The following is a 25,145-nucleotide window of genomic DNA, read 5'->3' as shown; positions in this document are numbered from 1 at the left end:
TGGGTGGGCCGGTGGGGGGGGGGGGGGGGGGGGGGGGGGGGGGGGGGGGGGCCCCCCCCCCCCCCCCGCCGCGCCGACGCCGCACCGGCCGCCATGGCGCGCGCCGCCGTTTTTGCCGCCGGCGGCGCCCTGGGCGCGGCGCTGCTGGCTGCCGGCGCCCTGGTGGTGTCGGGCGCGGCGCTGACGGCGGGCGTGAGCGGCCCCTACGGCATCGGCATCGGGGCGCGCATCGACGCGCTGTCGGCCATCATGGTGGTGCTGGTGGGCTTCATCGGCCTCGTCGTGATGGCCTACAGCCGCACCTACCTGCTGGGCGAGCGGCGCCAGGGCCGCTTCTTCAAGTGGCTGAGCCTGACACTGGCGGCGGTGCTGGGGCTGATCGTCGCGACCAACCTAGCGCAGCTGGCGCTGGCCTGGATCGCCACCAGCCTGTGCCTGCACCGGCTGCTGGTGTTTTTCCCCAATCGTCCTGCGGCCCGGCTGGCGGCCCGCAAGAAGGCCGTCATCAGCCGCATGGGCGATGTCGCCATGCTGGCCGTCGTCGGGTTGACGCTCGCGGTATTCGGAAGCCTGGATTTCGCGGTGATCTTCCCGGCCGCGCAGGCGATGGCCGGCGCCGAGGTTACGGGCGCGGTGACCGGGATCGCGGTGCTGCTGGCGCTCGCGGCGCTCATCAAGTCCGCCCAGATGCCGGTGCACGGCTGGCTGACCGAGGTGATGGAGACGCCCACGCCGGTCTCCGCCCTGCTGCACGCGGGCATCATCAACGCCGGCGGCTTCCTGATCCTGCGGCTCTCGGACGTGGTGAGCCTGTCGGGCGGGACGCTGCTGCTGCTGGCGGTGGTGGGCGGCGTGACGGCCCTGTTCGCCTCGCTGGTGATGCTGACGCAGTCGGCGGTGAAAGGGGCCTTGGCGTGGTCCACCATCGCCCAGATGGGCTTCATGCTGCTTCAGTGCGGCCTGGGAGCCTTCGGCGCGGCATTGCTGCACATCGTGGCGCACTCGCTCTACAAGGCGCACGCCTTCCTGTCGGCCGGCTCCATCGTCGACCTGACGCGGGCCACCGCGGGCGTTGGCGGCGGGAAGCCCGCCAAGGCCTGGCACCTGGGCGCGGCGCTGGCGGTGGCGGTCGGGCTGACGGCGGGCGCCGGCGCGCTGATCGGCACCAGCGCGAGCGGCAACCCCGGCGCCTTCGTCCTGGGCGCGGTTCTGGTGATGGGCCTGGCGCACATGATGGTGCGCACCGGCGGCACCGGCGCCTTCCGCCCCGCCGCCGCCCTGCGGGGCCTTGGCCTGGGCGCGGTGCTGGCGGTGGTCTACTTCGCGCTTCAAAGCGGCACCGCCTGGCTTGCCTCCAACGCACTCGCCGCCCAGGCGGTTCCGGTGGGGGCGCCGTGGATCGCGGCGGTGATGATCGCGGGCTTTGGCGCGGTGCTGCTGCTTCAGAACGCCGTCGCCACGGGCCGCACGCCGCGGAGCCTCCGGGTGCTCTACGTCCACCTGCTCAACGGTCTTTACCTCAACACCCTGTTCAACCGGCTGGTCACCCGGGCGTGGCCCGCGATCAAGGGAGCCTGATCCATGACGTTCCAGACCCACGCCCTCAAGTTCGCCGAGGCGGCCGCCTCCGTCGAGACCAAGCCGACGCCCGAAGCCGTCGCAGAGGCGGTGAAGGCCGCCTGCGACCGGGTGGCGCCGCTGTGGCCGCTCAAGCACTTCGTCGCCGTGAACCCCTTCCTGGGGCTGGCGGAGAAGCCCTTCGCCGAGGCCGCCACCACCCTGCGGCGGACCACCGGCGAAACCATGCTCATGCCGCGCGGCTGGTATGGGGAGCAGATCGCGGCGGGCCGGATCACCGACGCCGACCTGGAGACGGCGCTGGATCGCGCGTCCGACGCCCATGGCCTGCCGCAGACCGCCGCCGCCCTGCGCGAGGCGCTGACGCACGCGCCCATCGGCGCCCGGCCGGTGGTGCCCACCGTCTCCGCCCTGGTCGGGCCGGAGGCGGCGGAGATGGCGCGGGAGCAGGTCTCTCGCTGGTGCGCGGCCTGGTTCGACGAGGGGCAGGCGTCGTGGGTGCTGCCCTGGCGCGACCTGCCGGCCTTCGAGGCCTGGAAGCACGCCGCCGCCGCCGACCGCACGCCTGATGCGCTGGGCTGGACCGGTCTGCGGGCGGCGCTGACCGACCTGCCGGACGATCCCCAGGCCGCCGTCGCCACGGCGCTGGAGGTGCTGGAGGTTCCCGCCGATGCGGTGGCGGACGTCCTGCACCGGGCGCTCGCCGACGTGGCCGGCTGGGCGGCCTATGCCCGCTATCACGCCTGGCAGGCGGGGCTTCAGGGGCGCGAGTTGACCCTGCCGGTGCACATCCTGGCGATCCGGCTGGCGTGGGAGCAGGCGCTCTATCGGACCCACGCCGACGATGCCCTGCGCTCCGCCTGGCGGGAGGCTCTGGCGTGCGCCACCGATCCGGCGGCGGAAGCGGCCGACACCGACACCCGCCTGGACGCCCTGGCGCAGGAGGCCTTCGACATCGCCGCGCGGCGCGAACTGGTGGCGGCCCTGTCGGGCCCCTCGTCGCCCGAGCCGTCGGCCCGGCCCGACGTCCACGCGATCTTCTGTATCGACGTGCGGTCGGAGGTCTACCGCCGGGCGCTTGAGGACGTGATGCCCGGCGCGCGGACCTCGGGCTTCGCGGGCTTCTTCGGCGTGGCGCTGGAACTGGAGCCGCTCGGCGGCGGCGAAGCCGGGGCGCGCTGCCCGGTGCTGCTGGCGCCCAAGGTGACCGTGCGGGAAACGGTTGACGGCGCCGACGCCACCGCGGTCGCGGACAGCCGGACGCTCAAGCGCCGGCTGGCGAAGGCGTGGAAGGCCTTCAAGATGCAGGCGGTATCGTCCTTCGTGTTCGTCGAGACCATGGGGCTCGGCTACATCGGCCGGCTGGCGGGCGACTCGCTGAAGCTCAGCCGCCCGGTGCCCGACCCGGCGACGGCGGGCCTGTCGAGCCACCATGCCGCCTGCCGCACGCCGACGCTGGAGCCGCACGGCCACACCGGCATGACGCCGGACCAGCGGGTGGACGCGGCGGAAACGGTCCTGCGCGCCATGTCGCTGACGGACGGCTTCGCACGGCTGCTGGTGCTGGCCGGCCACGGCAGCACCACGGTCAACAACCCGCACGCCACCGGCCTGGACTGCGGTGCCTGCGGCGGCCATGCGGGTGACGCCAACGCGCGGGTGGCGGCCATGCTGCTCAACGACCCGCATGTGCGGGCCGGGCTTACGGCGCGGGGCATCGTCATTCCCGACGACACCTGGGTGATGGCGGCCCTGCACGACACCACCACTGACGACGTGCGCCTGTTCGACACCGCCGGGGTGCCGCACAGCCACAAGACGGACGTTGCGGCCCTGGAAGCGCGACTGGCCGAGGCCTCGGCCAAGGCGCGGCGGATGCGGGCGGACAAGCTGGGCCTGGCCGGCGCGTCCGACGCCGCTCTCGACGCCAAGGTGCGCGAGCGGGCGAAGGACTGGGCCCAGGTGCGGCCCGAGTGGGGATTGGCCGGCAACCGGGGCTTCATCGCCGCGCCCCGGTCGGTGACCCGGGGCATCGACCTGGACGGCCGGGTGTTCCTGCACGATTACGACTGGCGCAAGGACCTGGGCTTCGGAGTGCTGGAACTGATCCTGACCGCGCCCATGGTGGTGGCGAGCTGGATCAGCCTTCAGTACTACGGCTCCACCGTGAACAACCGGGCGTTTGGCAGCGGCGACAAGGTGCTGCACAACGTGGTGGGGACGCTCGGCGTGCTGGAGGGCAACGGCGGCGACCTGCGCACGGGCCTGCCGTGGCAGTCCGTCCACGACGGCGAGAAACTGGTGCACGAGCCCATCCGCCTGACGGTGGTGGTCGCCGCGCCGGAAGCGGAGATGGACAAGGTGCTGGAAAAGCACGCCGCTGTCCGCGCGCTGGTGGACAACGGCTGGCTGACGCTCTGCGCGCTCCACGACGACGGCACCATCCGCCGCCGGGCCGCCGCCGGGCGGTGGGTGGCGGAAGCCCGCTGAGCCTTGATCCGGCTCCGGCCGTTGATGCGGGACACCGCCAACGGCCGGAGCCTTCTCGCATGACCCGACTCAGCCCCTTCATCGCCCTTGCCGCCGCCGGCCTGGGCTATGGCGTCGGCCGCCTGTTGCGCGGCGGCACGCCCGTCAACAGCCGCGGCGGACGCCCCGCCGGCCGCCCCAAAAGCCCGCGCACCCGCGCCCTGGAGGGCGGGGCCGCCATGCTCCAGGGTCATCCGGCCTTCAAGGGTTTCGACATCTACCTTGTCGGCTTCCACCCCATGAAGGACGACCCGGAAAAGCAGTTCGAGGCGCATCACCTCTGCCGTCAGGTCAACGAGGATTTCGCCGAGTGCGTCCTGTTCGACGGCAACGGGCCGGATGCCAATCTGGTGGGCATCGAATACATCATCTCGGAAATGCTGTTCGAGCAGCTGCCGCAGGACGAACGCCGCTACTGGCACCCCCACAACGGGGAAATCCTCTCGGGGCAGTTGATCGCGCCCAATCTGCCGGAGCCGGCCGAGCACACGCTCATGAGCGACAAGATGAACAGCTACGGCAAGACCTGGCACCTGTGGGACACCACCAGCGCCGATGCGTTGACCCGCCGCCTGCCCATTGGCGAGCCCATGCTGGCGTGGTCGTTCTGCCGCGACGGCGAGGCCCTGCAATGGCTCATTGACCGCCGCGACCGGGACTTTGGGACTAATACCGACGCCAGGCGTCTGGCCCGGCGGGACCTGGTGGACGAGGCGCATCCCCAGGTCGGCGTGGATGCCTTGAAGGGCCGGTTCAAGCGTCCGACGCAGGACATTCCGGGTGTTATGGATCGGGGCGATGGATGACGAGACATCTGCAAAACAGACTGTCTTGCCTCCTTCTTCCATCGGGTGGCGTTCCGTCCGTACCAGACACTGACGGAGGGAAACGTCTTGCCCGACGAGAAAAACATCTTCGTCTTCGGCCTCGATCCCTTTCATCTGGAACAGGCGAAATGTGTTCGCGGGGACGAGGAGTATGAATTCCACGGCGTGCTCGACCATAACGAGGTGGTGCAGCCCAAGAAGTACGACATCCCCAAGATGATCGATGAAGCCGACGCCACCCTGCGCGACTTCGACGGCCCGGTGCACGGCCTCATTACCCACTGGGACTTTCCGGCCAGCACAATCCAGCCCATCATCTGCCGCCGCCACGGCCTGCGCTCGGCATCGCTGGAGGCTGTGCTGAAGTGCGAGCACAAGTACTGGGCGCGGGTGATGCAGCGCGAGGCGATCCCCAACCTGACGCCCGAGTTCGCGGCCATCGACCCCTTCGCCGACGATCCGCTGGAGGGGATCAACGTGCCCTATCCCTTCTGGGTGAAGCCCATCAAGGGGTTCAGTTCCACGCTGGGCTACCGCATCGACAAGGCCGACGATTTCTACGAGGTGCTGCCGACCATCCGCAAGAACATCCGGCGGCTGGGCGAGCCCTTCAACGAGATCCTCAAGCACGCCGACCTGCCCGACGACATCGCCAAGGTCGACGGCAACCACATGATCGCCGAGCAGATCATCAAGGGGAAGCAGTGCGGGCTGGAGGGCTATGTCCACGAGGGCCACGTCGCCATCCACATCATCGTCGACTGCGTGAAGGACACGGAAAAGAAAAGCTTCACCCGCTACGAACTGCCGTCCCACTGGCCGCAGCGCATCCGCGACCGCATGCTGGAGGCGACGAAGGCGCTGATGGCCCACATCGGCTACGACAACCAGCCCTTCGGCATCGAGTTCTTCTGGGACGACGAAACCGACGAGATCGGCGTGCTGGAGGTCAACACGCGCATCTCCCAGTCCCACAGTGAACAGCTCATCATGACCGAGGGCGCCTCCAACCATCAGGTCGCCATCGATTTGGCGCTGGGGCGCGATCCGGCCTATTGCCGCGACGAAGGCCGCTACAAGCAGGCCGCAAAGTTCCTGCTGCGGCGCTACAAGGACGCCGTGGTGGAGCGGGTGCCGAGCGAGGACGAAATCCGCGCGGTGCTCGAGCGGTTCCCCGGCGCCAAGGTCAAGATCAGCGTCAAGGAAGGCGAGCGCCTGTCGGACCTGCGCGACCAGGACAGCTATTCCTTCGAGTGCGCCGACCTTTACCTGGGCGCCAAGGACCAGGACACGCTTCTGGAAAACTACCAGCAGGCCGCCGACATGCTGGGGTTCAAGTTTTCCGACGGCGGCACCTTCGAGCAGATCCAGTTCGAGAAGAAGAGGTTCTAGAGCCATGCACACGGTCACGGACTTCCCGCGCCGCGTGCGGTGCATCGAGCACGTGACGCTTCCCGGTTCCGACGGCACGCGGCTGGCGGCCCGCATCTGGCTGCCCGAGGACGCCGAGAGCGCGCCGGTGCCGGGCATCCTGGAATACATCCCGTACCGCAAGCGCGACCTGACGCGGGAGCGCGACGAGATCACCCACCGCTGGCTGGCCGGGCAGGGCTATGCCTGCGTGCGCCTCGACATCCGGGGCAGCGGCGAGTCCGACGGCGTGATGACCGACCAGTACCGGCAGGAGGAAATGGACGACGGCTGCGCGGCCATCGAGTGGATGGCGGCCCAGCCCTGGTGCGACGGCAACGTCGGCATGATGGGTATTTCCTGGGGCGGCTTCAACGCGCTGCAGGTCGCAGCCAACCGTCCGCGCGCGCTCAAGGCCGTCGTCACCGTCTGCTCAACCGATGACCTGTACCGCGACAACATGCACTACATGGGCGGCTGCCTGCTGTCGGACAATCTGTCGGAGGCGACCACCATGTTCTCGGTCAACACCTGCCCGCCGGACCCCGACCTGGTCGGCGAGCGGTGGCGGGAGATGTGGATGGACCGCCTGCGCGGCAGCGGCCTCTGGCTTGCAACCTGGCTCGCCCACCAGCGCCGCGACGACTACTGGAAGCACGGCTCGGTGTGCGAGGACTTCAGCGCGGTGCGCTGCCCGGTCATGGCCGTCGGCGGCTGGGCGGACGGCTACACCAACGCCGTCTTCCGCCTGCTGGAAGGGCTGGAGGTGCCGCGCCTGGGCCTGGTCGGGCCGTGGGGGCACAAGTATCCGCACCTGGGCAAGCCCGGTCCCGCCATCGGCTTCCTTCAGGAGATGACCCGCTGGTGGGACTACTGGCTCAAGGGCGCGGAAACCGGGATCATGGACGAGCCCATGCTGCGCGCGTGGCTCCAGGACTGGATGCCGCCCGGCTCATCGTACGCGGAGCGTCCGGGCCGCTGGGTGGCGGAGGCCGTTTGGCCGTCGCCGCGCCTTGCCGAGCGACGCCTGCCCATGGCGCCGGGCCGCCTGTGCACCCAGGGCAACGGCAACGACCGACGGGACGGCGAAGCGCCGGCGCAGCTTCTGCGCTCGCCGTTGAGTGTCGGACTGTTCGCCGGCAAGTGGGCGTCCTACACCTATGCGCCGGACCTGCCCTATGACCAGCGGGAGGAGGACGGCGGCGCCCTCGTCTACGAAACGCCGGCCCTGGACGAGGCCGTGGATATCCTGGGGCGCCCGGTGGCGGAACTGGAAGTGGCGTCCGACAAGCCCGTCGCCATGGTCGCCGCCCGGCTCTCGGACGTGGCTCCCGACGGGCGGGTGACCCGCGTTTCCTACGGCCTGCTGAACCTCACCCACCGCGAGGGCAACGAGCATCCGGCGCCGCTGGAGCCCGGGCGGCGGTATCGCGTCTCCGTGCGGCTCAACGCCATCGGCCACCGGTTTCCCAAAGGCCACAAGCTGCGGCTGTCGCTGTCGAGTTCCTATTTCCCGCTGGCGTGGACGCCGCCCGAGCCGGCGACGCTGACGGTCTACCCGCTGGAGTCGACCCTCATCCTGCCCGAGCGCCCGTCGGCCGAGGAGGATGATGCCCGTGTCGGGTTCGAGGAGCCCGAGGGCGCGCCGCCGGCCGCGCGGGAAACCGTGGAGGCGCCGCACCACAATTGGCTGGTTCACCGCGATCTCGCCAACGAGGAATCGACGCTGGAGATCATCAAGGACGAGGGCGTCTGGCGCCTGCCCGATGCCGACATGGAGATCACCGACCGTACCTGGGACTGGTACACGGTCCGCGCCGAGGACGTCTCAACCGCCCGGGGCGAAACCCGCACGGAACGCCGTTTCCGTCGCGCGGGATGGGACGTGCTGACGCGCACCCGCACGGTGCTGACGTGCGATGCGACCCACTTCACCATCCACGCCAGCCTGGACGCCTTCGAGGGCGAAGAGCGTGTGTTCTCCGAAAATTGGAAGCGCCGGTTGCCGCGCGACCTTGTGTGAACGGTCTACGACTTTCCGCGTCTTGATACCCCCGGCGGGCCGGGCGATACTTGCCCCATCGCCCACGCCAGGGGGTGCGCATTGGAAACTGCGAAGATCAGCGCCAGGCCGCTGGCCGTGCTTGATCGCCGCCTCGGATTGCCCGGGGCGGAGCGGACACGTTTTCTCTCCCGCCATCACCTTGACGACGGATCGCTGAACGGCGGCGACGATGCGGCGATCCCGCTGCGCGATTTCGTCGAGGCCATGGAGGATCTGGGCGCCGTCACCGGCGATTCAATCCTCGGCTGGGCATTTGGTGAAAGCTATGACCTTCAGGAGCTGGGCGAGTTCGGCCTGGCCCTGTCGCTGGCGCCAACGCTTGGGACCGCGCTGCGTACCTTCGAGCGCGCCTTCTGTACCATCCAGACCGGCACGCGGGTCCGGCTGGAGGTCGAGGGCGACGAGGCGACGTTCCACTACACCATTCTGGACCAGGACATCTGGCCGCGCCGGCAGGATGCGGAGTTGACGCTGGGTCTTCTTTCGGGCCTCGTGAGACGGTTCTGCGGTCCCGACTGGCGGCCCGCGGCGCTGGGGTTCGAGCACGGCGCGGGGCCGGGGTCGATCGCGCTGTCCGACCGGCTGCGGCGCGGCGTGCGCTACAACCAGGACAGCAACAGCCTGACCCTGTCGGCCGGTCTTCTGGACCGCCGCCGACCGGAGGCGTCCGACGCCGGCTTCATCCAGATCTCGCGCATGCTCGACCGCCGGGTGCGGGAGACGGAGCGGGCGCTGCGTCTGCGCACGCGGGTCAAGCTGGCGGTGCTGGAGGGCCTGCACGGCGGCGAGGTGGACCAGACGGCGGTGGCCGGTGCGCTCGGCATGTCGCGCCGCACCCTGCGGCGACGGCTGGAGGAGGAGGGCATCACCTTCCAGCGACTGGTGGACGAATGCCGCCATTCCTCTGCGGTGGCGTGGCTGACGCGCACCGACCTGAGCCTGAGCGAAATCGCGCTTCGGCTCGGGTATTCCGATCAGACGGCGTTTTCGCGCGCCTTCACCCGTTGGGCCGGTGCCTCGCCCCGTGCGGTGCGCAAGTCTGCGCGCGGGCTGACCACCTGATCGAACGGCCCCAGCGTCTCCGCCCCCGCGTGGGCGACCAGGATGCGCGTGCGGTCGGGGAAGGCGGCGTCGATGGCCGCGACGATCTTCGCCGCCGTCGCCGGGTCCACCTCCGACAGGCTTTCATCCAGCACCATCACGCGGAACGGCACCAGCAGCGCGCGGGCAATGGCGAGGCGCTGGCGCTGACCGCCCGAGAAACCCAGGGCGCGTTCCCCCACCACCGTCTCCAGCCCCTCGCGTTCCGCCTTCAGCCAGTCCGCCAGTTGCGCGATCTCCAGCACCCGCCAGAGGTCCGCGTCGCTGGCCTCGGGTGCTGCGAGCCGAAGGTTGTCGGCGACGGTGCCCGAGAACAGCCACCCCACCTGCGGCACCACCACCACCGCCCGGCGCAGCGCCACGGGGTCGAGCGCGGCGACGTCCGCGCCGTCCAGCAGCACCCGGCCTGCGTGCGGATCATGCGCGCGGGTGAGCAGGCCCAGCAGCGTCGTCTTGCCGCTGCCCGAGGGGCCGTTAAGCAGGGCCTTCGCGCCCGCCGGGATGGTCAGGCTGCGGCCTTGCAGTACCGGCGCCTCGGCGCCTGAGTGGGTGAAGGTCACATGCTCCAGCGCCAGCGCGCCCGGCCCCGGCGGCAGGGCTTCGCCGGCGTCGGTCTCCGCCCGGTCGTCGCCCACCAGTTCCATGAGCCGCCGCACGGCCACCTTCACCCGCGCCTGGGCGTGGTAGAGGCCGAGCAGCGTGCGCATGGGGCCGACCAGGAAGCCCATGTAGGCCAGGAAGGCGATCAGCGAACCGATGGGCCAGCCGTCGCGGATCACCCACAGCCCGCCGACGATCAGCACCGCCGTCCGCCCGATGGCGCCCAGGAACGTCGGCACGCCGCCCGTCACCTCCTGCCACTGGCGCTGGCGGATCAGCGCGTCGATCTGGCTGTCCTGGAGGGGGCGGAGCGCGCCGGACCGGGTGCGCTCGGCGCCAAGCGTCTTCAGGACGCCCAGGCCGGCGACGCTCTCGGCCAGGAAGCTGGAGAGGCCGCCGCGCCGCTCGCGCACCGTCTGGGCCATCCGCTCGGTGCGCGGGCGGGCCCAGGCGAGGAAGGCGAGTTCCACGGGGGTGAGCGCGATGGCGACCAGCGCAAGCCGCCAGTCCAGCACCATGAGCATCACCGCCCCGCCCACCAGCCGGAACACCGCACCAAGCCCGGACAGCAGGGCGTCGAAGGCGAACTGCTGGACCTCGCCGGCATCGCCGTCGAGCCGCGTCATGATCTCGCCCACGCGCATCCCCGCATGGCGGTCGGGCGGCAGGCGGAGCGTGGCATCCAGGGCCTTCGCCCGAACATCCGCCAGCATCCGGGCGGAAAAACGCAGGTGGAGCAGGCTGTTGGCCGCTCCCATAAGCAGCGCAGCGAGGCCGATGGCGAAGATGGCGGCGGCCCAGGTGAACAGCGCCTCGGCATCCTTCGCCACCAGCCCTTCGTCGATGAGCAGCTTGGTCAGGTAGGGCGGCGCGAGCCCCAGCGCGGCGGCGGACAGCGACACCGCCAGCACCATGCCCAGCGCCGGCAGGTAGTGCCGCACGACGGGCGCGAGCCATCCCCCGGCGGCGGGGCCGAACAGGGTGCGGGCGAACAGGCCGGCGAGGCGGGCGCGGAGGGTGGTCATCGGGCGGGGACCTCCGCCCGTGGCGCCGGCTGGGGCCGATGTGCACGTCGGCTGGCAGCGGACATGGATTCCTGCTTTCGCAGGAATGACGGTTGTTTAAGCGGCTGGGGAGCGACCAGACAATACCCGTCATTCCTGCGAAAGCAGGGGTCCACCTCCGGCGTCGGCCATCCTGCCGCTTGCGTGTGAAACATCATGGCGTCACTCCCCGATGCTCCCGCCCGTGATACACCGCCGCCGCCTCCAGTGCCGCGCGGACGTCCGGCACGCCCTTTGTAATCATGCGCGCTGCATGAGCGGCCAGGCGCGCGCACCCGATGCTCGCTCCGCCCATGCCGCCGCCGTCCCCATGCTCCGGCGAGGAACACCAGGCGCCCAGCGCGTGGGGCAGGGCGGATATTTCATCAAAGGCGCACCGCGCATCCCCCGTCGCCGCGATCACGCCAGCATAGGCAGCCGGGTAACAGGCCGCCCCTTGCGCCGGGGCCGCCGCCACCAGCACCGCGCCGGCCGCGACCGCATCCGCACAAGCCTCGCGCAGCACGGGCCGGTCGGTCGGCAGGCCGAGGCTCAGGCAGATCAGGGGCACGCGCTCCTCCAGCGCCAGCCAGCGCACCGCCGCCGCCACCTGGGCGGCGCTGGTCACCGGGCGCTCGCCGAACACCTGGGCGTGGCGCACCGTCACCCCCGTTAATGCACGGCGCATGACCGCCTCCACCGCCGATCCGTGGCGCAGGCGGTCGGGCAGGGGGGCGGCCGTCGCCACGCCCCCGTCCGTCAGCACGAAGCGGCGGCCGCCCTGCAGGGAGGGGCCGCCGCTGTCGATGATGCCGATGCAAAAGTCGTTCATGATCCGGCTCGCGGCCGGCGGCGGCCCGAAGCGAACCACCGCCGGCCACGCTCCCTGCCTCACTCGTCGCGCTGGAAGACGCGCATGGTGGCAAGGCTCATGTTCGCGCCGCCCGGCATGGGGATCTGGCCGATCATGTCCAGCGTCTCGGCGTCATAGACCGCGATGTCGCCCATGGCGCCGCCGACGAACACCTTGCTGCCGTCGCTGGAGACGTTGATGGAGTAGTAGCTGTGCGGCAGCTCCACCCGCTTCAGCGGCTTGCCCTCGCCGACGTCGAACTTGGACAGCTGCGTGTAGGCGCCGTAGACGATGTCCTTGTCCGTCGGGCTGACAGCCGTGGAGAAGTAGAAGATGTCGGTGTTCTCCACGTCCTTCATGCGGAACTCGCCGGTTTCCAGGTCCAGCGTCAGGATGCCGGTCCAGTAGGCTTCGGGGTTCATGGGGTCCATGTCGGTGCGTGCCGCATAGTAGGGCGTCGACAGCACGTTGGCCGTCTCCCACTGGCTCCAGACGTCCAGGATGTCGGGCTGGCTGTAGTTGGCGCGCTCCCAGGTCTGGGTCGCGTGCTCGCCGATCTTCTCGCCGGTCTGGCCGTCGAAGATGTGCACCGCCCGGCCCAGGCCATAGAGCTTGGAGCCGTCGGCGTTGTACATCAGCAGCGTGATCTGGCGCGGCGCCTCGGTCCGGCCCTTCAGCTCGCCCGTCTCGGCGTCGTAGAAGGAAATGCGGGTGGGCTGCACCTGCATCTCGCCGGCCAGGATCTCCACGGGCGATTCATAGACCGCCAGCGTGCTCTCGTCCGGCGACAGGTCGACGCCGAACATGGCCTTCACGCGCGTGTCCTTGTCGGACAGGTCGATGCGCATGGTCTCCTCGCCCGTCTCCAGGTCGACGGCGACGATGCTTTCCCAGCGGTTGACCAGCGCATAGGCGCGCGTGCCGTCCTCGGTGGGAATGAGGGTCAGGGGCGCCGGGCCGCCGTTCTCGATCTCGATGATCTTGTCGATGGCCATGGCGTCGGGGTCGACCACCAGCAGCTTGTTGGGCTTGACGGCGGTCAGGATGTAGTCCTTCGCCAGCGCGGGCACGGCCGAAAGGCCCAAACCCGCCGCTACGGCGGCCGCAATGGCCGAGCGTGTCAGGGTTCGCATGGTTCGTTCACTCCAATGCACTGCGTTCACCACGTCGATTGGCTGCAAGCGTCGGGCCTCAGCCCTTGTCTTCGGGGAAGACCTGGTTGAGCTTGCGCCAGTCGGTCTGGGCCGCCGGTGCATCGGCGTTCCAGTCGGGATAGGTGTTCAGCGTGTCGGCCACCTGGGCCGGCCACCAGCAGGGATCGGCGCAGCCGTACAGGTCGGCCTCCATGGGCTGGCAGAGGGCGGCGACGCCGCCGAAGGCGTCGACCTCCCATCCGGGGTCGAACGACGTGGTGCAGCCCACCAGCGAGGTCATGGCGACGACCTCCTCCTCGCGGCCGTCCTTGGCGGCCTCGGTGAACTGCTGGGCCTTGGCGTTGGCGGGTTTCAGGTGCTTCATTGCGGCAGCCTCCGGGGCTCGACGTGGGTGCGGATGAACGACGGGTTGCCCTGCATGATGCGGACGTAGGCCGCAATGCCGAAGTCCACCCAATCGCGCATCAGGTCGCAGTAGTGCAGCACGGGCGCGTGCGGATCGCCCGACCGGGCATAGCTCTCGTGGTAGCAGCCGCCGGCGCAGACCGAGCGAATGCGGCAGGTGCGGCAGTCGTAGTTGCTGCGGTCCTGCGCCTCCTCGATGAAGGCGCCGAGGCTTTTCACGTCGATGCCCTGCCGCACGTTGCCGTAGGTCGGCTGGTCCGATCCGACGAAGCGGTGGCAGAGGTGCAGGTCGCCGCCCTTGTCGACGGCCAGCATCCCGAGCCCCGCGCCGCAGGGCACGGTCTTCCGCGTGCCGGCCGCGATGTCGGTGAGCAACTGGTGCATGTTGGAAAAGCCGATGTTGCGGCCCTCCAGCGCACCCTGCACGTATCGCTCGCCCAGGGTCTTCATGGCATCGAACACCGCCTGAAGCTCGGCGTCGCCCAGGTTGAAGGTGGACAGCGGGCCGGACGTGGCCGGGCCGAAGCCGACCTCGAAGAAGCCCAGGTCGTACTTGAGGTGATCGTGGATGCCGATGACGTCGGTGACGCCCTTGGTCAGCGTCACCCGCGCGCCCACCGGACGGCTGCGGTAGCGCGACAGCAGCATCCGCACCTTCTTGGCGACAAGGTCATAGGTGCCCTTGCCGCCGACGGTGCGGCGGTTGACGTCGTGCAGCGCCTTCGGCCCGTCCATGCTGACCGTCAGCGCGAACTTGTGCGCGTCCAGCCAGTCGACGGTGGCCTCCGTCAGCAGCGTGGCGTTGGTGGTCAGCGAGAAGTCCACCGTCTTGCCGACCTCGGCCGCGCGGGGTTCTGCGTACTCCACCACCTGCCTGATGAGGGGCAGGTTGGACAGGGGCTCGCCGCCGAAGAACACCACGTTGACGCGGTCGCGGTCCTTGGCCTGCCGCAGCAGCAGTTCAAAGGAGTCCTTGGCGGTGTCGAAGTCCATGCGCTCGCCCTTGGCCGGCGAGGTCAGGTCTTCCTTGTAGCAGTAGGTGCACGACAGGTTGCAGCCGGTGTTGACGTTCAGGATGATGGTGGACAGCGGAATGTCCTCCACCTCCGTCACCGTGATCGGCGTGTCCGGCGCCCCGGCATCCCGCAGGATGTCGAGCCGCTTGAAGCCGTCCACGCAGTCGGCCAGGTCCTCGGGCGTGAAGCGGTCGCCGAAGGCGGTCCGCATGGTCTCGGCCGACGCCATGCCCTGCTGGCGGAACAGCTCCAGCACGGACGCGCTGACGTCGTCCATCTCGAACAGGCTGGTGGTCGGGACGTGGACCAGCATCCGGTGACCGTCGACCGACACGTCGTGGACGTTATGAGGCACCAGGGTCAGCATGCCCATGGGTGATCCTCCTTTCCATCGGGTTCGGGTCAGCGGATGGGCGGGTCGACGAAGCGCTGGACGGTGACGTAAAGCTGTCCCGTCGCCTCGACCTCGCGGCCGCCGTCGAAGACCGACGCGATGACCGACAGGTTGCCGACGTTGTTGGTGCCCTTCACCCGCGCCGGGTTGGGACCGGCGGGACCGGGAACGAACAGGCCGCCGTCGCCGATCTGGCCGGCGTACTTGGCGTCGTCCAGCGCCGCGGCGGTGGCGTCGAAGTTGTCCGTCTTCCATTCCGCCGGCATGGCGCCGATGCGGATGTCGTCTTCCGTGTTCGGCTGCCCGTCCGGCCCATTCATCCAGCCGATGGCCTCGAACTGCGCGGGCACCTTGGGGATCGGACCGCCGTTGCCGCCGACGCGGGCGAAAGTGACGGCAGGCTCCACGGTCAGGCGGTCGATGCCGTCATAAACGACGAAGGCGTCGTCCATGGACTGCCCGCCGATGGAGACATCGCGCGGGCCGGCCTGGGCCGCGCTGTCGGCGGCGACGTCCAGCACCATCATTTCCGGCGTGCGCTCGACGACGGTGGCGGTGACGCCCTCGCCGAAATCGGGATCGCCGTTCAACCCGACGCCGGCGACGGTGACGCGGGTGGTGGCACCCTGGCGCAGGTGCGACGGAGCCACGGCGATGACGCGCGGGTCGGCGTCGGTCTTCACGGCCGTCATGGCGCCGCCGATGACGTCCTGATCGGCGTCGAACCAGCGGCCGGTCAGCGTCTCGCCATCCTCGGACAGGGCCATGACCTGGCGAAGCTGCGTGCCCGCGCCGGTCAGGCTCGCGCGCCACTCGCCGGCGCCGTAGAGCATGCCCGTGCCGGCCTGGGTGACTTCCGTTCCGTTCTCGTAGGTCAGGTCGACCATCACGTCCAGCATCCCGCCGTCCTTGGGCGAGACGGTCATGGTGCCGTGATAGGGCCCCTGGCCGCGCTGCACGCCGGCCACCGACCAGGTTCCGGACAGGTCGGCGGTGGACGCCTCGGGCGCCTTGCCCAGCGGGAAGCGTTCGGCCAGTTCGTCCACCATCTGGTTCTGGGCGATGTCCCACCATGCGCGGTCACGCGCCAGCGCCTGGTATTCGGCGGTGGGGAACTGGCCCAGGTGGAAGTGCATCAGCTTGGCCCAGTCCTCCTTGGTGCGGCGCTGGAGCGCGACGCGGGCCCAGGAGTGGCAGCGGCTGCACATCTCGGTCATTTCCTGGGTCGGGCCTTCGTCCCAGGCGATGGGGTTCTTCTCCAGGATGTAGCGCGAGCCCTCGGTCTCGGCGACGCTCAGGCCCCGCGTGTCGGCGAGGTGGCGGACGAGGGTGCGGCGTTCCTCGGCCGTCAGCTTGACGTCGTGGTTGCGCTCCATGCGCACCAGCGTCATCAGCCAGCCCTCGGGCGTGCGGCGTCCAGCGTCGATGCGGGTGTAGGTGCCGTCGCCGTTTTCGGCGTGGCAGGAGGCGCACTTGGCCTCCAGAAGCGCCGGGCCGTCTGCGGCCTGGGCCGACGGCACCAACGCCAGGGCGCCGACAAGAAGCGCCCCGGAAAGCACGGTCAATCGCATGGTGTCCCCCATGTCGTTGAAGCCAATCCGTTCCCTGGTCAGTAGCCATGCCTCTTTTGTGGGCATTGGTCGTCCTCCGACCACTGATGAGGCTATCGCGCTTTCGGGGGCACTTCTTGACAGATCCGGACAAAGATGACGCTGCTGCTAAGCGTCTTCGGCAAGGCCCTGGACGCTCGCCCTCGCGTGCGCTGTCATGGCGGAACGGAAGGGAGGAGTCATGCACGAGCAAACGGTGGACGTAGCGGTGATCGGCGGCGGCCCGGCGGGTGCGGTGGCGGCGCGGGCGCTGGCGGGGCAGGGGGCGACGGTTTTGCTGGTGGACCCGGATCGCACGCCCGCCCGGCTGGAGGGTATCGGCGAGCGGCTGATGGCATGGCTGCGGGCGGAAGGGCTCGCCGACCGCCTCCCCGACGTCGCGCCGCTGGTTCCGCGCCGGGCCTCGTGGGCGGGCGAGAAAACGGCGCACAACGGCGAACACCTGGTGGAGCGCGCGAGCATGGACCGCGCGCTCCGGTCCGCCGCCGTTGCGGCCGGTGCGGAGCACGTTCAGGCGACGGCGACGCTCCAGGCGGAAGAGGGCACAGTGCGGGTGCGTCTGTCGGACGGGCGGGAGGTTCTGGCCCGGCGGGTGATCGACGCACGCGGGCGGGCAGCCCACGCCAACCGTCCGGTGATGCGCGGCCCGGCGACGCTGGCCGTCGGCGGCTGGCTTTCCGGCGAGGCCGAGCCCGGCGCTGCCGTCACGCCCTTCGCCGATGGCTGGGTGTGGATCGCGCGGCCGGGCGACGGGCGGGTGTGGGCACAGGCGACGCTCGACGCCCGCGCCGACGACGCCCCGCCGGCCGAGCGTCTGCGGGCGGCGCTGGCGGCGGTCGCGCCAGAACTGGCGGGGGAGCCGGAGGGCCTCTCCATCCGCGAATGTGCGCCGGTGGTGCCGACGGACGCCATTGATCCGCGCATTCTGCCGGCGGGCGACGCGGCGGCGGGCATGGACCCGCTGTCGGGCCACGGCATGTTCTGGGCGGTCTCCGGCGCGCTGGCGGCGGTGGCAGCATGGCGCACCATGACGGAACGACCGGGGCCGGAGAGCGAGGCCCTGGCGACCCGCTACATCGGCGAGCGCATCCGCGAAACCTACCTCCGGCAGGCGCGCCTCGGCCGCGATTTCCTGCGTCAGGAGACCCGTTTCCAGGATCAACCGTTCTGGGCGCGGCGCCTGTCCTTTCCCGATGACGCGCCGGTGCACGAGGCTGCCGAACCGGGCGTGAAAACGGCCATCGTCGTGGTCGACGGGCTGCTGGAGGAGCGCGAGGTGGTGGTCACCGCGCAGGAGCCGGCGGGCGTCGCCTTCGTCGCCGGCGTGCCGGTGGTCGAGGCGTGGCGGCGGCTTCGGGAGCACGGCCCGGCCGACCTCGCCGCCGAACACGGCGAGGCCAAGGCCCGCGCCGTCGTCGGGTGGCTGACGGCGCGGGGGTTGACTGAGACGAAGCGATGATTGCAGTCATCGGTGCCGCTGTGCGTGCTCCGCGGACGCCTTCGGCGCGGCGCCCACGAAGTGCTGCAGGATGGGTGGCACCGTATGTGGATTCCTGCTTTCGCAAGAATGACGGGTAGTTATTCCTGCTGGACCAATACTTAAAATCATCCCGTCGCCTCTGCGAAAGCAAGGGCCCACACAACTCCGTTGGCCGCCCTTGGACACCTCTGGTGGCAACCGGTCGAACTTGGCCTTGTCGGGCGGCCTCTCGATGCCGTCAAGTGTCGCCCTACCGAATCGCGACCGGGTTGATGATCATCTGCACCGCGCCCTTCACCCGCGCGGGGCCGAGGACGAAGAGGAACTCGTTCACGCCGTCGGCCACCAGCTCGCGGGTGACGATGTTTTCCAGGATGTAGACGCCGTTCTCCGCCAACAGCGTCACATGCACGGGAAAGAAGCTCTCGCCGTCGGCCGAGGGCACGGCCTCCAGCCCCCAGTTGTCGGCGCCGACGGCCACCACGCCCTGTTCGGCCAGCCATTCGGCGGCGTCCACGTCCAGGCCCGGTTCCGTGCTGCCCCAGGTCTCGTTGTCCTCGCCGATCAGGCCCATCCAGCCGGTGTGCACGATCACCACGTCGCCCTTGCCGACGGAGGTGCCCTGCGCCTTTAAAGCCGCTTGCAGCGCTTGGGCGGAGATGGCGTGGCCGCCCTCCAGTTGTTCCACGCCCTCGTGTGCGGCCATGTTCACCAGCACCCCGCGCGTGGCGATAGGCGGGATCTGCTCGATGCCCAGGTCGGTGAGGCCGGTGACGTTCACCAGGTCCTCGGCCTTGCGGTTGTTGTAGTAGACGTGGTCGCGGCCCAGGTGCCCCAGGCCGTCGATCTGGGTGCCGACGCCCAGCCAGCCGTGGAAGATGTCGTCGTTGTAGCTGCCCCGGTTCGGCCCGAAGGTCTTCCCCATGCCCTGGTTGGGCGTCAGCACGGTGACGCTCACCGACCGGGGCGGGAAGGCCGGTGTCTCGCGGTCCACCACCATGCCCAGCGGGTAAACCTTGCCTTCGGTCACCAGCCCGGCGGCGGCCTTGACGGTGTCGGGCGTCATGTTGTTGGCGGCGCCGATGCGGTCGTCGGGGCCGTAGGGGCTGTCGAAGGTCGCGCGGTCATCCTGGGCCATGGCGGCGGAGCCCAGCAACAGCGTCAGCGAAGCCGCCAGGGCGGCGGCGCGAAGGGGAGCAGTACGCATCGGACGAAACCTCCCTTGCTCGTTTTTATGATTGCAAAACCGAGCGTGCGGCTCGGGCGAGCGGCCGGTCAAGGAGGGGGCGTACACGCCTGAGGAAGGAGCAGAATGCGCCCTCCGGTCAGGTGCCGCTGTCGTCGGTGGTGGCGCAAAAGGGCCGCAGGTCGGCGCCCAGGCGCTCCATGGAGGTCAGGCGGCGGCCGGTCTTCGCCGGGTCGCAGGGGGTGACGTTGACGGCCTTCAGGGTGGTGCGGATCACGGTTCCGGCTTTATCCGTGTCCACGTCGATGATGTTCAGGCACCCCATGTCCTGGTCGAACACCCCGCAGGCGCTCAGCCCCGCGCCCACGGCCCAGGACAGCATCACGCGGTTGACGCCCTCGTGGCTGACGATCAGGGCCGTCGACCATCCGGGCTCCCTCAGCAGGCGGTGGACGACGCCCATCGCCCGGTCGGCGAAGGTCGCGAAGGGCTCGCCGCCGCAGAACAGCGCGCCCGGCTCGGCCGCCGTTTCGAACCCGTACGTGAACTCGGCGTCGAAGCGCGCAGGCGGCAGGCGCAGCGCGTTGCCGGAGCGGATTTCCGTCAGCGCCGGCTCCTCCCGCACCGGCCGTCCGCCGCCGGCGATCTCGGCGGTGCGGCGGCTGCGTTCCTTGGGCGAGGCGAGCACGAGGTCGGGCGGTGCCCCTGCCAGAAGCTCCCGCGCGGCTTCCGCCTGCGCCAGTCCGCGCGGCGTCAACTGGACGTGCTTGGGGTGGACCGGACGGCCGTCCTCGCCCAGGTACAGCACCTCTCCGTGACGCATGAAGATGAGCCGCCGCCGCCCGGCGACGGGCTGTTCCGGCGTTTCCTCCAGGCTCATGAGCCGGCCTCGATGCCGTCACGAAGCTGCCGCTTGATGAGCTTGCCGTTGCTGTTGCGGGGCAGGGGCTCGCGGCTGAAGGTCACGAAATCGGGCACCTTGTAGTCCGACAGGCGCTCGGCGCAGAAGGTGCGGATGGCGTCTTCGCTGATGTCGTCCTTGGCGTGAACGAAGGCGTGGACCTTCTCCCCCAGCACCGGGTCGGGATGGGGAACGACGGCAACCTCCGCCACAGCGGGATGATGGGCCAGCACGTTCTCCACCTCCGCCGAGAACACCTTGTAGCCGCCCCGGTTTATCATGTCCTTCTTGCGGTCGAAGACGCGCAGGAACCCGTCTGCGTCCAACGACCCGATATCGCCCGACTTCCAGAACCCGGCCTGGAAGTTTTCCGCCGTTGCGTCGGGCTTGTTCCAGTAGCCCGGCATCACCATCGGCCCGGCGATCCAGACTTCGCCCGGCTCGCCCGGCGGCACTTCGCGTCCGGCATCGTCCATCACGCGCACCTCGCCGCAGGGGACGACGCGGCCGACGCTGCTTGAATGGGTCGCCGTGCCGCCCGGCGGCATGAGCGTGGTGGGGGAGGTGGTCTCGGTGGCGCCATAGGCGTTGGCAAGCTCCAGGTTCGGCAGGGCGTCGGCGAGCTTGCGGATGGTCGCTTCCGGCATGGGCGCGCCGCCGTAGGCGCCGATGCGCCAGGCCGAAAGGTCGTGGCGGGCAAAGTCGCTGCGCAGGAGGCAGAGGTTGTACATGGCCGGCACCATGACCGTGTAGGTCATGCGTTCACCTTCCGCCAGCGCCAGGAAGGCGTCGGCCTTGAACGCTTTCAGCATGAGCACCGCCCCGCCGACGCTCATGGGGGCCAGCACGCAGGCTATCAGGCCCGTTACGTGGCTGACGGGAACTGCGACCACCGAGCGGTCGGCGGCCGTCATGGAGAAACAAAGCGAAAAATGCAGGCAGGAATGCACGATGTTGAGATGCGTGAGCATCGCACCCTTGGGGTGCCCCGTGGTGCCGGAGGTGTAGAGGATGACGGCCAGGTCTTCTTCCGCCGGCGCCGGATCGGGCACCAGGCCATCGGCGTAGTCCGCCAGCAGGGATTCGAACGGACTGTCGAGGGCGATGAGGTCAAGCCCCTCCGGCAGACGGTCGGCCAGCGAGGGCTCCGCCACCACCAAGGCGGCACCGCAGTCTTCCAGGATGTAGGCCAGTTCCGCCCCTTGCGCGCGTGTCGACAGCGGCACGGCCACCAGCCCGGCGCGGAGGGTGCCAAGCACCGCCACCACCCATTCCCAGCGGTTGCCGATCAGCAGCCCGACCCGCGCCCCCGCCTCCAGCCCCCGCGCCAGCAGCGCGCGGGCGACAGCAGAGACGTGGCTGTCCAGGTCGCGGTAGGAAAGCCGCACATCGCCATCCACCACCGCATCCCCATGCGTGTTGGCCGCCACGGCGGCGCGGATCATGGCGTCGGTGTGGGGCGGGCGGTCGGTGAAGCAGGCCACCACCCGATCCCCGAAATGCGCCTCGGCCCGCATGGGCGGCATGGGCGGGAAGGTGGCTGACATTACTCTGCGGCCTCGCGACTGGCGGCGTTGCTGCCGCGCTCGATGATCCATTCGCTGTCGAACAGGCTGAAGGCGTGGTTCAGTTCCGACTGGCTGAGGATCACGGCCAGCTTTTCCTTCCGAAGCTCGGCGATCACGTCCGCCAGCCGCTGCGCCAGCGCCGGCGCCACGCCCTCGAAGGGCTCGTCCAGCAGCAGGAGCCGCGTGCCCACCGTCAGCGCCCGGCCGAGTGCCACCATCTTCTGCTGCCCGCCGGACAACTGGAGGGCACGGCGGTCCTTCATGCCGTAGAGTTCCGGCATGATCTCCCACACCTGTTTCAGGCGTTTCGGGCCGTCGATGGTGGGCGTGACCCAGCTTGGCAGCAGAATGTTTTCCGCCACCGTCAGTTCCGGCACCAGCGCGCGGTCCTCGGGCATGTAGCCGATGCCGAGCCGCGCGCGGTGGTGGACGGGCACCTTCGCCAGGTCCTCACCGTCGAAGGAGAGGGAGCCGCCGGTGGTCTTCACCAGCCCCATGATGGAGCGCATGACGGTGGTCTTGCCCGCCCCGTTGCGCCCGGCCAGCGCGGTCATTTCCGAGGCATCGACGGTCATGGAGAAGCCGCGCAGCGCCTGCACGCTGCCGATCATGACTTCCACGTCGTTCAGTTGCAGCAGCATGGGCCTACCTCGCGCCTCCGGTGACGTACTTCTGCACGGCGTCGTCCGACAGCACTTCGTCCGGCCGGTCGTCGGCGATAATCTTGCCGGCGTAGAAGGCGACGATGCGGTCGGAGTAGCGGGTGACGATGTCCAGGTCGTGCTCCACGAACAGCACGGTCACGTCCTCGTGCGCGAGCGCCGCCATGACGGTATCCATCAGCGGAAACTTCTCCTCCGCCGAGACGCCGCTGGTCGGTTCGTCCAGCAGCAGCACCTTGGGCTTGCGGACCATGGCCATGGCGATGTCCAGCAGCTTCCGCACGCCGCCGGGAAGCTCCGCCACCACGCGGTCGGCGTATTGCGTCAGCCCGAAGCGGTCGAGCATGGCGCGCGCCTCGTCCTCGCTGCCCTCGGACCCGCAGGGGCGGAACAGGCTGAACCGCCGGCCCGAGGCACCAAAGGAGACCAGCATGTTCTCCACGCTCGTCATGGGCTCGCACAACTGCGGGATCTGGAAGCTGCGGCAGACCCCCAGGTGGGTCATGGCGCGCGGCTTCTTCTTGGTCACGTCCACGCCGTCCAGCAGAATCGCGCCGCTGTCGGGCTTGAGGTAACCCGTCACCATGTTGACGAAGGTGGTCTTGCCGGCCCCGTTCGCCCCGATCAGGGAGACCTTCGACCCGGTGGCGAACTCGATGGAGATGTCGGCAGCGGCGGAAACCGCCCCGAAGCTCTTGTTCAGGTTGCGCGCCTCCAGCACCGGAACGGCCGGCGAGGGGGCGGAACGCGGGGCGCGGGCGGGGGATGCGTTCATGCCTGCGGCTCCTTGGCGGTGGGACGGGCGGCGCGGGTGGCGGTGGCGACGCGCGATCCGCCGGTGGAGCGGTCCTCGGCGGCGCGGCTGCGGGTGACGTCGTCGCGAGGCGTGCGCGGGGCGATGATCCGCCCCTTGGCCCAGAGCGACCCGATGCCTTCCGGCAGGAACAGGATCACCGCCAGCAGGAAGGCCCCCAGCACCAGCTGCCAGGTTTCGGGGAAGTAGAGGTTGGAGAAGCTGCGCACCAGCTCCAGGATGATCGACGCCACGAACACCGCCGCCACGCTGTAAGGCCCGGCCAGGATGGCGACGAAGACGAACTCGCCCGATGTGGTCCAGAAGCTGAACAGCGGGTCCACGTGGCCCAGCGCCATGCCGTTGAGCGCCCCGCCCACGCCGCCGAAGCCGGCCGCGACGACGAAGTTCAGCACCATGGTCCGGTGGACGGAGGTGCCCAGGTACTCCACCCGCAACTCGTTCTCGCGCACGGCCCGGCTCATCAGGCCGGCCATGCTGTCGAAGTAGACGCGGCAGAGCATGGCGGTCACCCCGGCCACCACGATGGCGGTGCAGTAGAGCGCCAGGTCGGCGCTGTCGCGGTCGGGGGGCCAGCCGAAGAAGGTGGGCTCGGGCACGTTGAAGCCGTCCGACCCGCCGATCTGGTTCATCTTCACCAGCACGCCGTACAGCACCATGGACAGCGCCACCGTCAGCATGGCGAAGAAGATGCCCCGGTAACGCGCGATCAGCGGCCCGACGACGGCGCCGATGACGATGCCCGTCACGCCGCCGATGGTCAGCAGCACCAGCGCGTCCGTCAGGCCCCAGTTGGCGGCGATCAGCCCGGCGGCGTAGGCCCCGGCGCAGTACACCATCCCCTGGCCGAAGGAGACCACGCCGCCGCGCATCAGCACCACGATGCCAAGCGCGACGATGCCGTATCCAATGGCCTTGGTGGCGGTGAACAGAAGCCATTGCGGGGCGGCGAAGCCGGCGAGCAGCAGCACCGCCATGAGGACCGCGCCGCCGAGAAGGGTTTTCAGGGTCTTGCCATGCATGGGTCAGATCTTCCGGACTTGCGCGCGTTGGAACAGGCCCTCCGGCCGGAAGACCAGCACGGTCGCCATGACCAGGTAGACGATGAAGATTTCCGCCTCCGGCAGCTCGTAGACCGCCGCCGCACGGGCGATGCCGACGATCAGCGCGCCGATGGCGGCCCCCGGAATGCTCCCCAGGCCGCCGATGATGACCACTGCGAAGCTGAGGATGATGACGCTGACGGAAATGCCCGGCTGGACCGATATCAGCGGTGCGGTGTAGGCGCCGGCCAAAGCCGCCAGAAGCACGCCGATGAAGAACGCCAGCACGTAGACGCGGGCGACGTTCACGCCCATGGCGGCGCTGATCTCGCGGTTATGGATGACGGCCAGCACCACCTTGCCGATGATGGTCCGGTTCAGCCCGAACCACACCGCCAGCCCGCAGACGACGGCAAGCACGATCAGCATGAGGTCGTAGCCGACGTAGAACAGGCTGCCGACCTCCACATTGCCGAACAGGCCGCGCGGTTCGAACACGTAGTAGGGCGTCACACCCCAGATCAGCTTGGTGATGTCCTCCAGCATGAGGAAGACGGCATAGGTCACCAGCAGGATCAGCACCTCGTCGCGGCCGTAGAACAGCCGGAGCACCACGCGCTCCAGGAAGGGTGCCACGGCGATGGCGACGGCGATGGAGGCGATGAGCATGGCGAGCAGGCTCAAGGCTGGCGGCAGGCCCAGGCCGTTGGACAGGGCCACGGCCGAGGCGGCGGCATAGGCGCCCAGCGCATAAAAGCTGCCGTGCGCGATATTCAGGATACGCAGCACGCCGAACACCAGCGTCAGCCCCAGCGCCACGATGAACAGCCAGGACGCGTAGACGACGCCGTCGACCAGAATGGTCAGCAGGTAATCCATGAACGGAACTCCCCTTGTGCGGGGGTA

At 69.6% G+C, this 25,145-nt stretch carries 20 protein-coding genes; 7 read left to right on the top strand and 13 right to left on the bottom strand.

The window, feature by feature from the left end; genetic code table 11:
- Positions 1-93 precede the first annotated feature (93 nt).
- The 6 genes from C882_RS18285 (at position 94) to qhpR (ending at position 9,471) form a co-directional block, all read left to right on the top strand.
- The gene (locus C882_RS18285; RefSeq protein WP_009542151.1) at positions 94-1,578 is read left to right on the top strand and encodes a proton-conducting transporter transmembrane domain-containing protein; all 1,485 of its coding nucleotides are present in this window, start codon (positions 94-96) and stop codon (positions 1,576-1,578) included.
- Positions 1,579-1,581: 3 nt separating this feature from the next.
- A complete protein-coding gene (locus tag C882_RS18280) occupies positions 1,582-4,068 on the top strand; it encodes a YbcC family protein (protein ID WP_009542150.1) in 2,487 nt (828 codons plus the stop codon).
- A 59-nt stretch (positions 4,069-4,127) separates the two neighbouring features.
- A complete protein-coding gene (locus tag C882_RS18275) occupies positions 4,128-4,913 on the top strand; it encodes an OBAP family protein (protein ID WP_009542149.1) in 786 nt (261 codons plus the stop codon).
- Between the two features lie 87 nt (positions 4,914-5,000).
- Positions 5,001-6,326, top strand: a complete 1,326-nt coding sequence (locus C882_RS18270; protein WP_009542148.1) for an ATP-grasp domain-containing protein — start codon at positions 5,001-5,003, stop codon at positions 6,324-6,326.
- Between the two features lie 4 nt (positions 6,327-6,330).
- Positions 6,331-8,367: a CocE/NonD family hydrolase gene (locus C882_RS18265; RefSeq protein ID WP_009542147.1), complete on the top strand. Its 2,037-nt coding sequence runs from the start codon at positions 6,331-6,333 to the stop codon at positions 8,365-8,367.
- A gap of 81 nt (positions 8,368-8,448) precedes the next feature.
- Positions 8,449-9,471, top strand: coding sequence for an AraC-like transcriptional regulator QhpR (qhpR, locus tag C882_RS18260; RefSeq protein WP_052000217.1), 1,023 nt, complete (start codon positions 8,449-8,451; stop codon positions 9,469-9,471).
- On the opposite strand, the gene C882_RS18255 is transcribed toward qhpR, so the two are convergent.
- From C882_RS18255 to peaA, 6 genes are all read right to left on the bottom strand, one after another.
- Positions 9,384-11,135, bottom strand: a complete 1,752-nt coding sequence (locus tag C882_RS18255; RefSeq protein WP_009542146.1) for an ABC transporter ATP-binding protein — start codon at positions 11,133-11,135, stop codon at positions 9,384-9,386. The genes qhpR and C882_RS18255 overlap by 88 nt on opposite strands.
- A gap of 193 nt (positions 11,136-11,328) precedes the next feature.
- Positions 11,329-11,985 carry a subtilisin-like serine protease QhpE gene (qhpE, locus tag C882_RS18250; RefSeq protein ID WP_043646417.1) on the bottom strand — a complete coding sequence of 219 codons (657 nt, stop codon included), beginning with the start codon at positions 11,983-11,985 and terminating at the stop codon, positions 11,329-11,331.
- 59 nt (positions 11,986-12,044) lie between these two features.
- The gene (gene peaD, locus C882_RS18245; protein WP_043646314.1) at positions 12,045-13,139 is read right to left on the bottom strand and encodes a quinohemoprotein amine dehydrogenase subunit beta; all 1,095 of its coding nucleotides are present in this window, start codon (positions 13,137-13,139) and stop codon (positions 12,045-12,047) included.
- Between the two features lie 58 nt (positions 13,140-13,197).
- Complete coding sequence (qhpC, locus tag C882_RS18240) at positions 13,198-13,524, bottom strand: quinohemoprotein amine dehydrogenase subunit gamma (protein WP_009542143.1); 327 nt, start codon at positions 13,522-13,524, stop codon at positions 13,198-13,200.
- Positions 13,521-14,954 (bottom strand): quinohemoprotein amine dehydrogenase maturation protein, encoded by a 1,434-nt coding sequence (gene peaB, locus C882_RS18235; protein ID WP_009542142.1) that lies wholly within the window; start codon positions 14,952-14,954, stop codon positions 13,521-13,523. Before peaB ends, qhpC begins: the two co-directional genes overlap by 4 nt.
- Positions 14,955-14,983: 29 nt before the next feature.
- Positions 14,984-16,546: a quinohemoprotein amine dehydrogenase subunit alpha gene (peaA, locus tag C882_RS18230; RefSeq protein WP_043646415.1), complete on the bottom strand. Its 1,563-nt coding sequence runs from the start codon at positions 16,544-16,546 to the stop codon at positions 14,984-14,986.
- Between the two features lie 220 nt (positions 16,547-16,766).
- Here peaA and qhpG point away from each other — a divergent pair, with 220 nt between their 5' ends.
- Positions 16,767-18,044 (top strand): flavin-dependent monooxygenase QhpG, encoded by a 1,278-nt coding sequence (qhpG, locus tag C882_RS18225; RefSeq protein ID WP_009542140.1) that lies wholly within the window; start codon positions 16,767-16,769, stop codon positions 18,042-18,044.
- Between the two features lie 271 nt (positions 18,045-18,315).
- On the opposite strand, the gene C882_RS18220 is transcribed toward qhpG, so the two are convergent.
- From C882_RS18220 to C882_RS18190, 7 genes are all read right to left on the bottom strand, one after another.
- Entirely contained in the window at positions 18,316-19,272 is a 957-nt protein-coding gene (locus tag C882_RS18220; RefSeq protein ID WP_009542139.1) for a cyclase family protein, read from the bottom strand.
- A gap of 118 nt (positions 19,273-19,390) precedes the next feature.
- The gene (locus C882_RS18215; protein ID WP_009542138.1) at positions 19,391-20,131 is read right to left on the bottom strand and encodes a histidine phosphatase family protein; all 741 of its coding nucleotides are present in this window, start codon (positions 20,129-20,131) and stop codon (positions 19,391-19,393) included.
- Entirely contained in the window at positions 20,128-21,699 is a 1,572-nt protein-coding gene (locus C882_RS18210; protein WP_009542137.1) for a class I adenylate-forming enzyme family protein, read from the bottom strand. The genes C882_RS18215 and C882_RS18210 overlap by 4 nt, the downstream gene beginning before the upstream one ends.
- Positions 21,699-22,361 (bottom strand): ABC transporter ATP-binding protein, encoded by a 663-nt coding sequence (locus C882_RS18205; protein ID WP_009542136.1) that lies wholly within the window; start codon positions 22,359-22,361, stop codon positions 21,699-21,701. The genes C882_RS18210 and C882_RS18205 overlap by 1 nt, the downstream gene beginning before the upstream one ends.
- Before the next feature lie 4 nt (positions 22,362-22,365).
- On the bottom strand, positions 22,366-23,157 hold the full coding sequence (locus tag C882_RS18200; RefSeq protein WP_009542135.1) for an ABC transporter ATP-binding protein: 792 nt from the start codon (positions 23,155-23,157) through the stop codon (positions 22,366-22,368).
- Positions 23,154-24,218 carry a branched-chain amino acid ABC transporter permease gene (locus tag C882_RS18195; protein WP_009542134.1) on the bottom strand — a complete coding sequence of 355 codons (1,065 nt, stop codon included), beginning with the start codon at positions 24,216-24,218 and terminating at the stop codon, positions 23,154-23,156. Before C882_RS18195 ends, C882_RS18200 begins: the two co-directional genes overlap by 4 nt.
- 3 nt (positions 24,219-24,221) lie before the next feature.
- Positions 24,222-25,118, bottom strand: a complete 897-nt coding sequence (locus C882_RS18190; RefSeq protein WP_009542133.1) for a branched-chain amino acid ABC transporter permease — start codon at positions 25,116-25,118, stop codon at positions 24,222-24,224.
- Positions 25,119-25,145: the final 27 nt, after the last annotated feature.

The sequence above is a fragment of the Caenispirillum salinarum AK4 genome (genome assembly GCF_000315795.1).
Classification (GTDB): domain Bacteria; phylum Pseudomonadota; class Alphaproteobacteria; order Rhodospirillales; family Rhodospirillaceae; genus Caenispirillum; species Caenispirillum salinarum.
The sequence above is the reverse complement of the archived record's forward strand: the minus strand, read 5'-3'. Positions and strand labels throughout refer to the sequence as shown.

What these genes read in the sequence shown, in the direction of transcription:
- C882_RS18285 (WP_009542151.1), top strand. Translation starts at nt 94, where the DNA reads ATGGCGCGCGCCGCCGTTTTTGCCGCCGGCGGCGCCCTGGGCGCGGCG.
- C882_RS18280 (WP_009542150.1), top strand. Translation starts at nt 1,582, where the DNA reads ATGACGTTCCAGACCCACGCCCTCAAGTTCGCCGAGGCGGCCGCCTCC.
- C882_RS18275 (WP_009542149.1), top strand. Translation starts at nt 4,128, where the DNA reads ATGACCCGACTCAGCCCCTTCATCGCCCTTGCCGCCGCCGGCCTGGGC.
- C882_RS18265 (WP_009542147.1), top strand. Translation starts at nt 6,331, where the DNA reads ATGCACACGGTCACGGACTTCCCGCGCCGCGTGCGGTGCATCGAGCAC.
- C882_RS18255 (WP_009542146.1), bottom strand. Translation starts at nt 11,135, where the DNA reads ATGACCACCCTCCGCGCCCGCCTCGCCGGCCTGTTCGCCCGCACCCTG.
- qhpE (WP_043646417.1), bottom strand. Translation starts at nt 11,985, where the DNA reads ATGAACGACTTTTGCATCGGCATCATCGACAGCGGCGGCCCCTCCCTG.
- peaD (WP_043646314.1), bottom strand. Translation starts at nt 13,139, where the DNA reads ATGCGAACCCTGACACGCTCGGCCATTGCGGCCGCCGTAGCGGCGGGT.
- qhpC (WP_009542143.1), bottom strand. Translation starts at nt 13,524, where the DNA reads ATGAAGCACCTGAAACCCGCCAACGCCAAGGCCCAGCAGTTCACCGAG.
- peaB (WP_009542142.1), bottom strand. Translation starts at nt 14,954, where the DNA reads ATGGGCATGCTGACCCTGGTGCCTCATAACGTCCACGACGTGTCGGTC.
- peaA (WP_043646415.1), bottom strand. Translation starts at nt 16,546, where the DNA reads ATGCGATTGACCGTGCTTTCCGGGGCGCTTCTTGTCGGCGCCCTGGCG.
- qhpG (WP_009542140.1), top strand. Translation starts at nt 16,767, where the DNA reads ATGCACGAGCAAACGGTGGACGTAGCGGTGATCGGCGGCGGCCCGGCG.
- C882_RS18220 (WP_009542139.1), bottom strand. Translation starts at nt 19,272, where the DNA reads ATGCGTACTGCTCCCCTTCGCGCCGCCGCCCTGGCGGCTTCGCTGACG.
- C882_RS18215 (WP_009542138.1), bottom strand. Translation starts at nt 20,131, where the DNA reads ATGAGCCTGGAGGAAACGCCGGAACAGCCCGTCGCCGGGCGGCGGCGG.
- C882_RS18210 (WP_009542137.1), bottom strand. Translation starts at nt 21,699, where the DNA reads ATGTCAGCCACCTTCCCGCCCATGCCGCCCATGCGGGCCGAGGCGCAT.
- C882_RS18205 (WP_009542136.1), bottom strand. Translation starts at nt 22,361, where the DNA reads ATGCTGCTGCAACTGAACGACGTGGAAGTCATGATCGGCAGCGTGCAG.
- C882_RS18200 (WP_009542135.1), bottom strand. Translation starts at nt 23,157, where the DNA reads ATGAACGCATCCCCCGCCCGCGCCCCGCGTTCCGCCCCCTCGCCGGCC.
- C882_RS18195 (WP_009542134.1), bottom strand. Translation starts at nt 24,218, where the DNA reads ATGCATGGCAAGACCCTGAAAACCCTTCTCGGCGGCGCGGTCCTCATG.
- C882_RS18190 (WP_009542133.1), bottom strand. Translation starts at nt 25,118, where the DNA reads ATGGATTACCTGCTGACCATTCTGGTCGACGGCGTCGTCTACGCGTCC.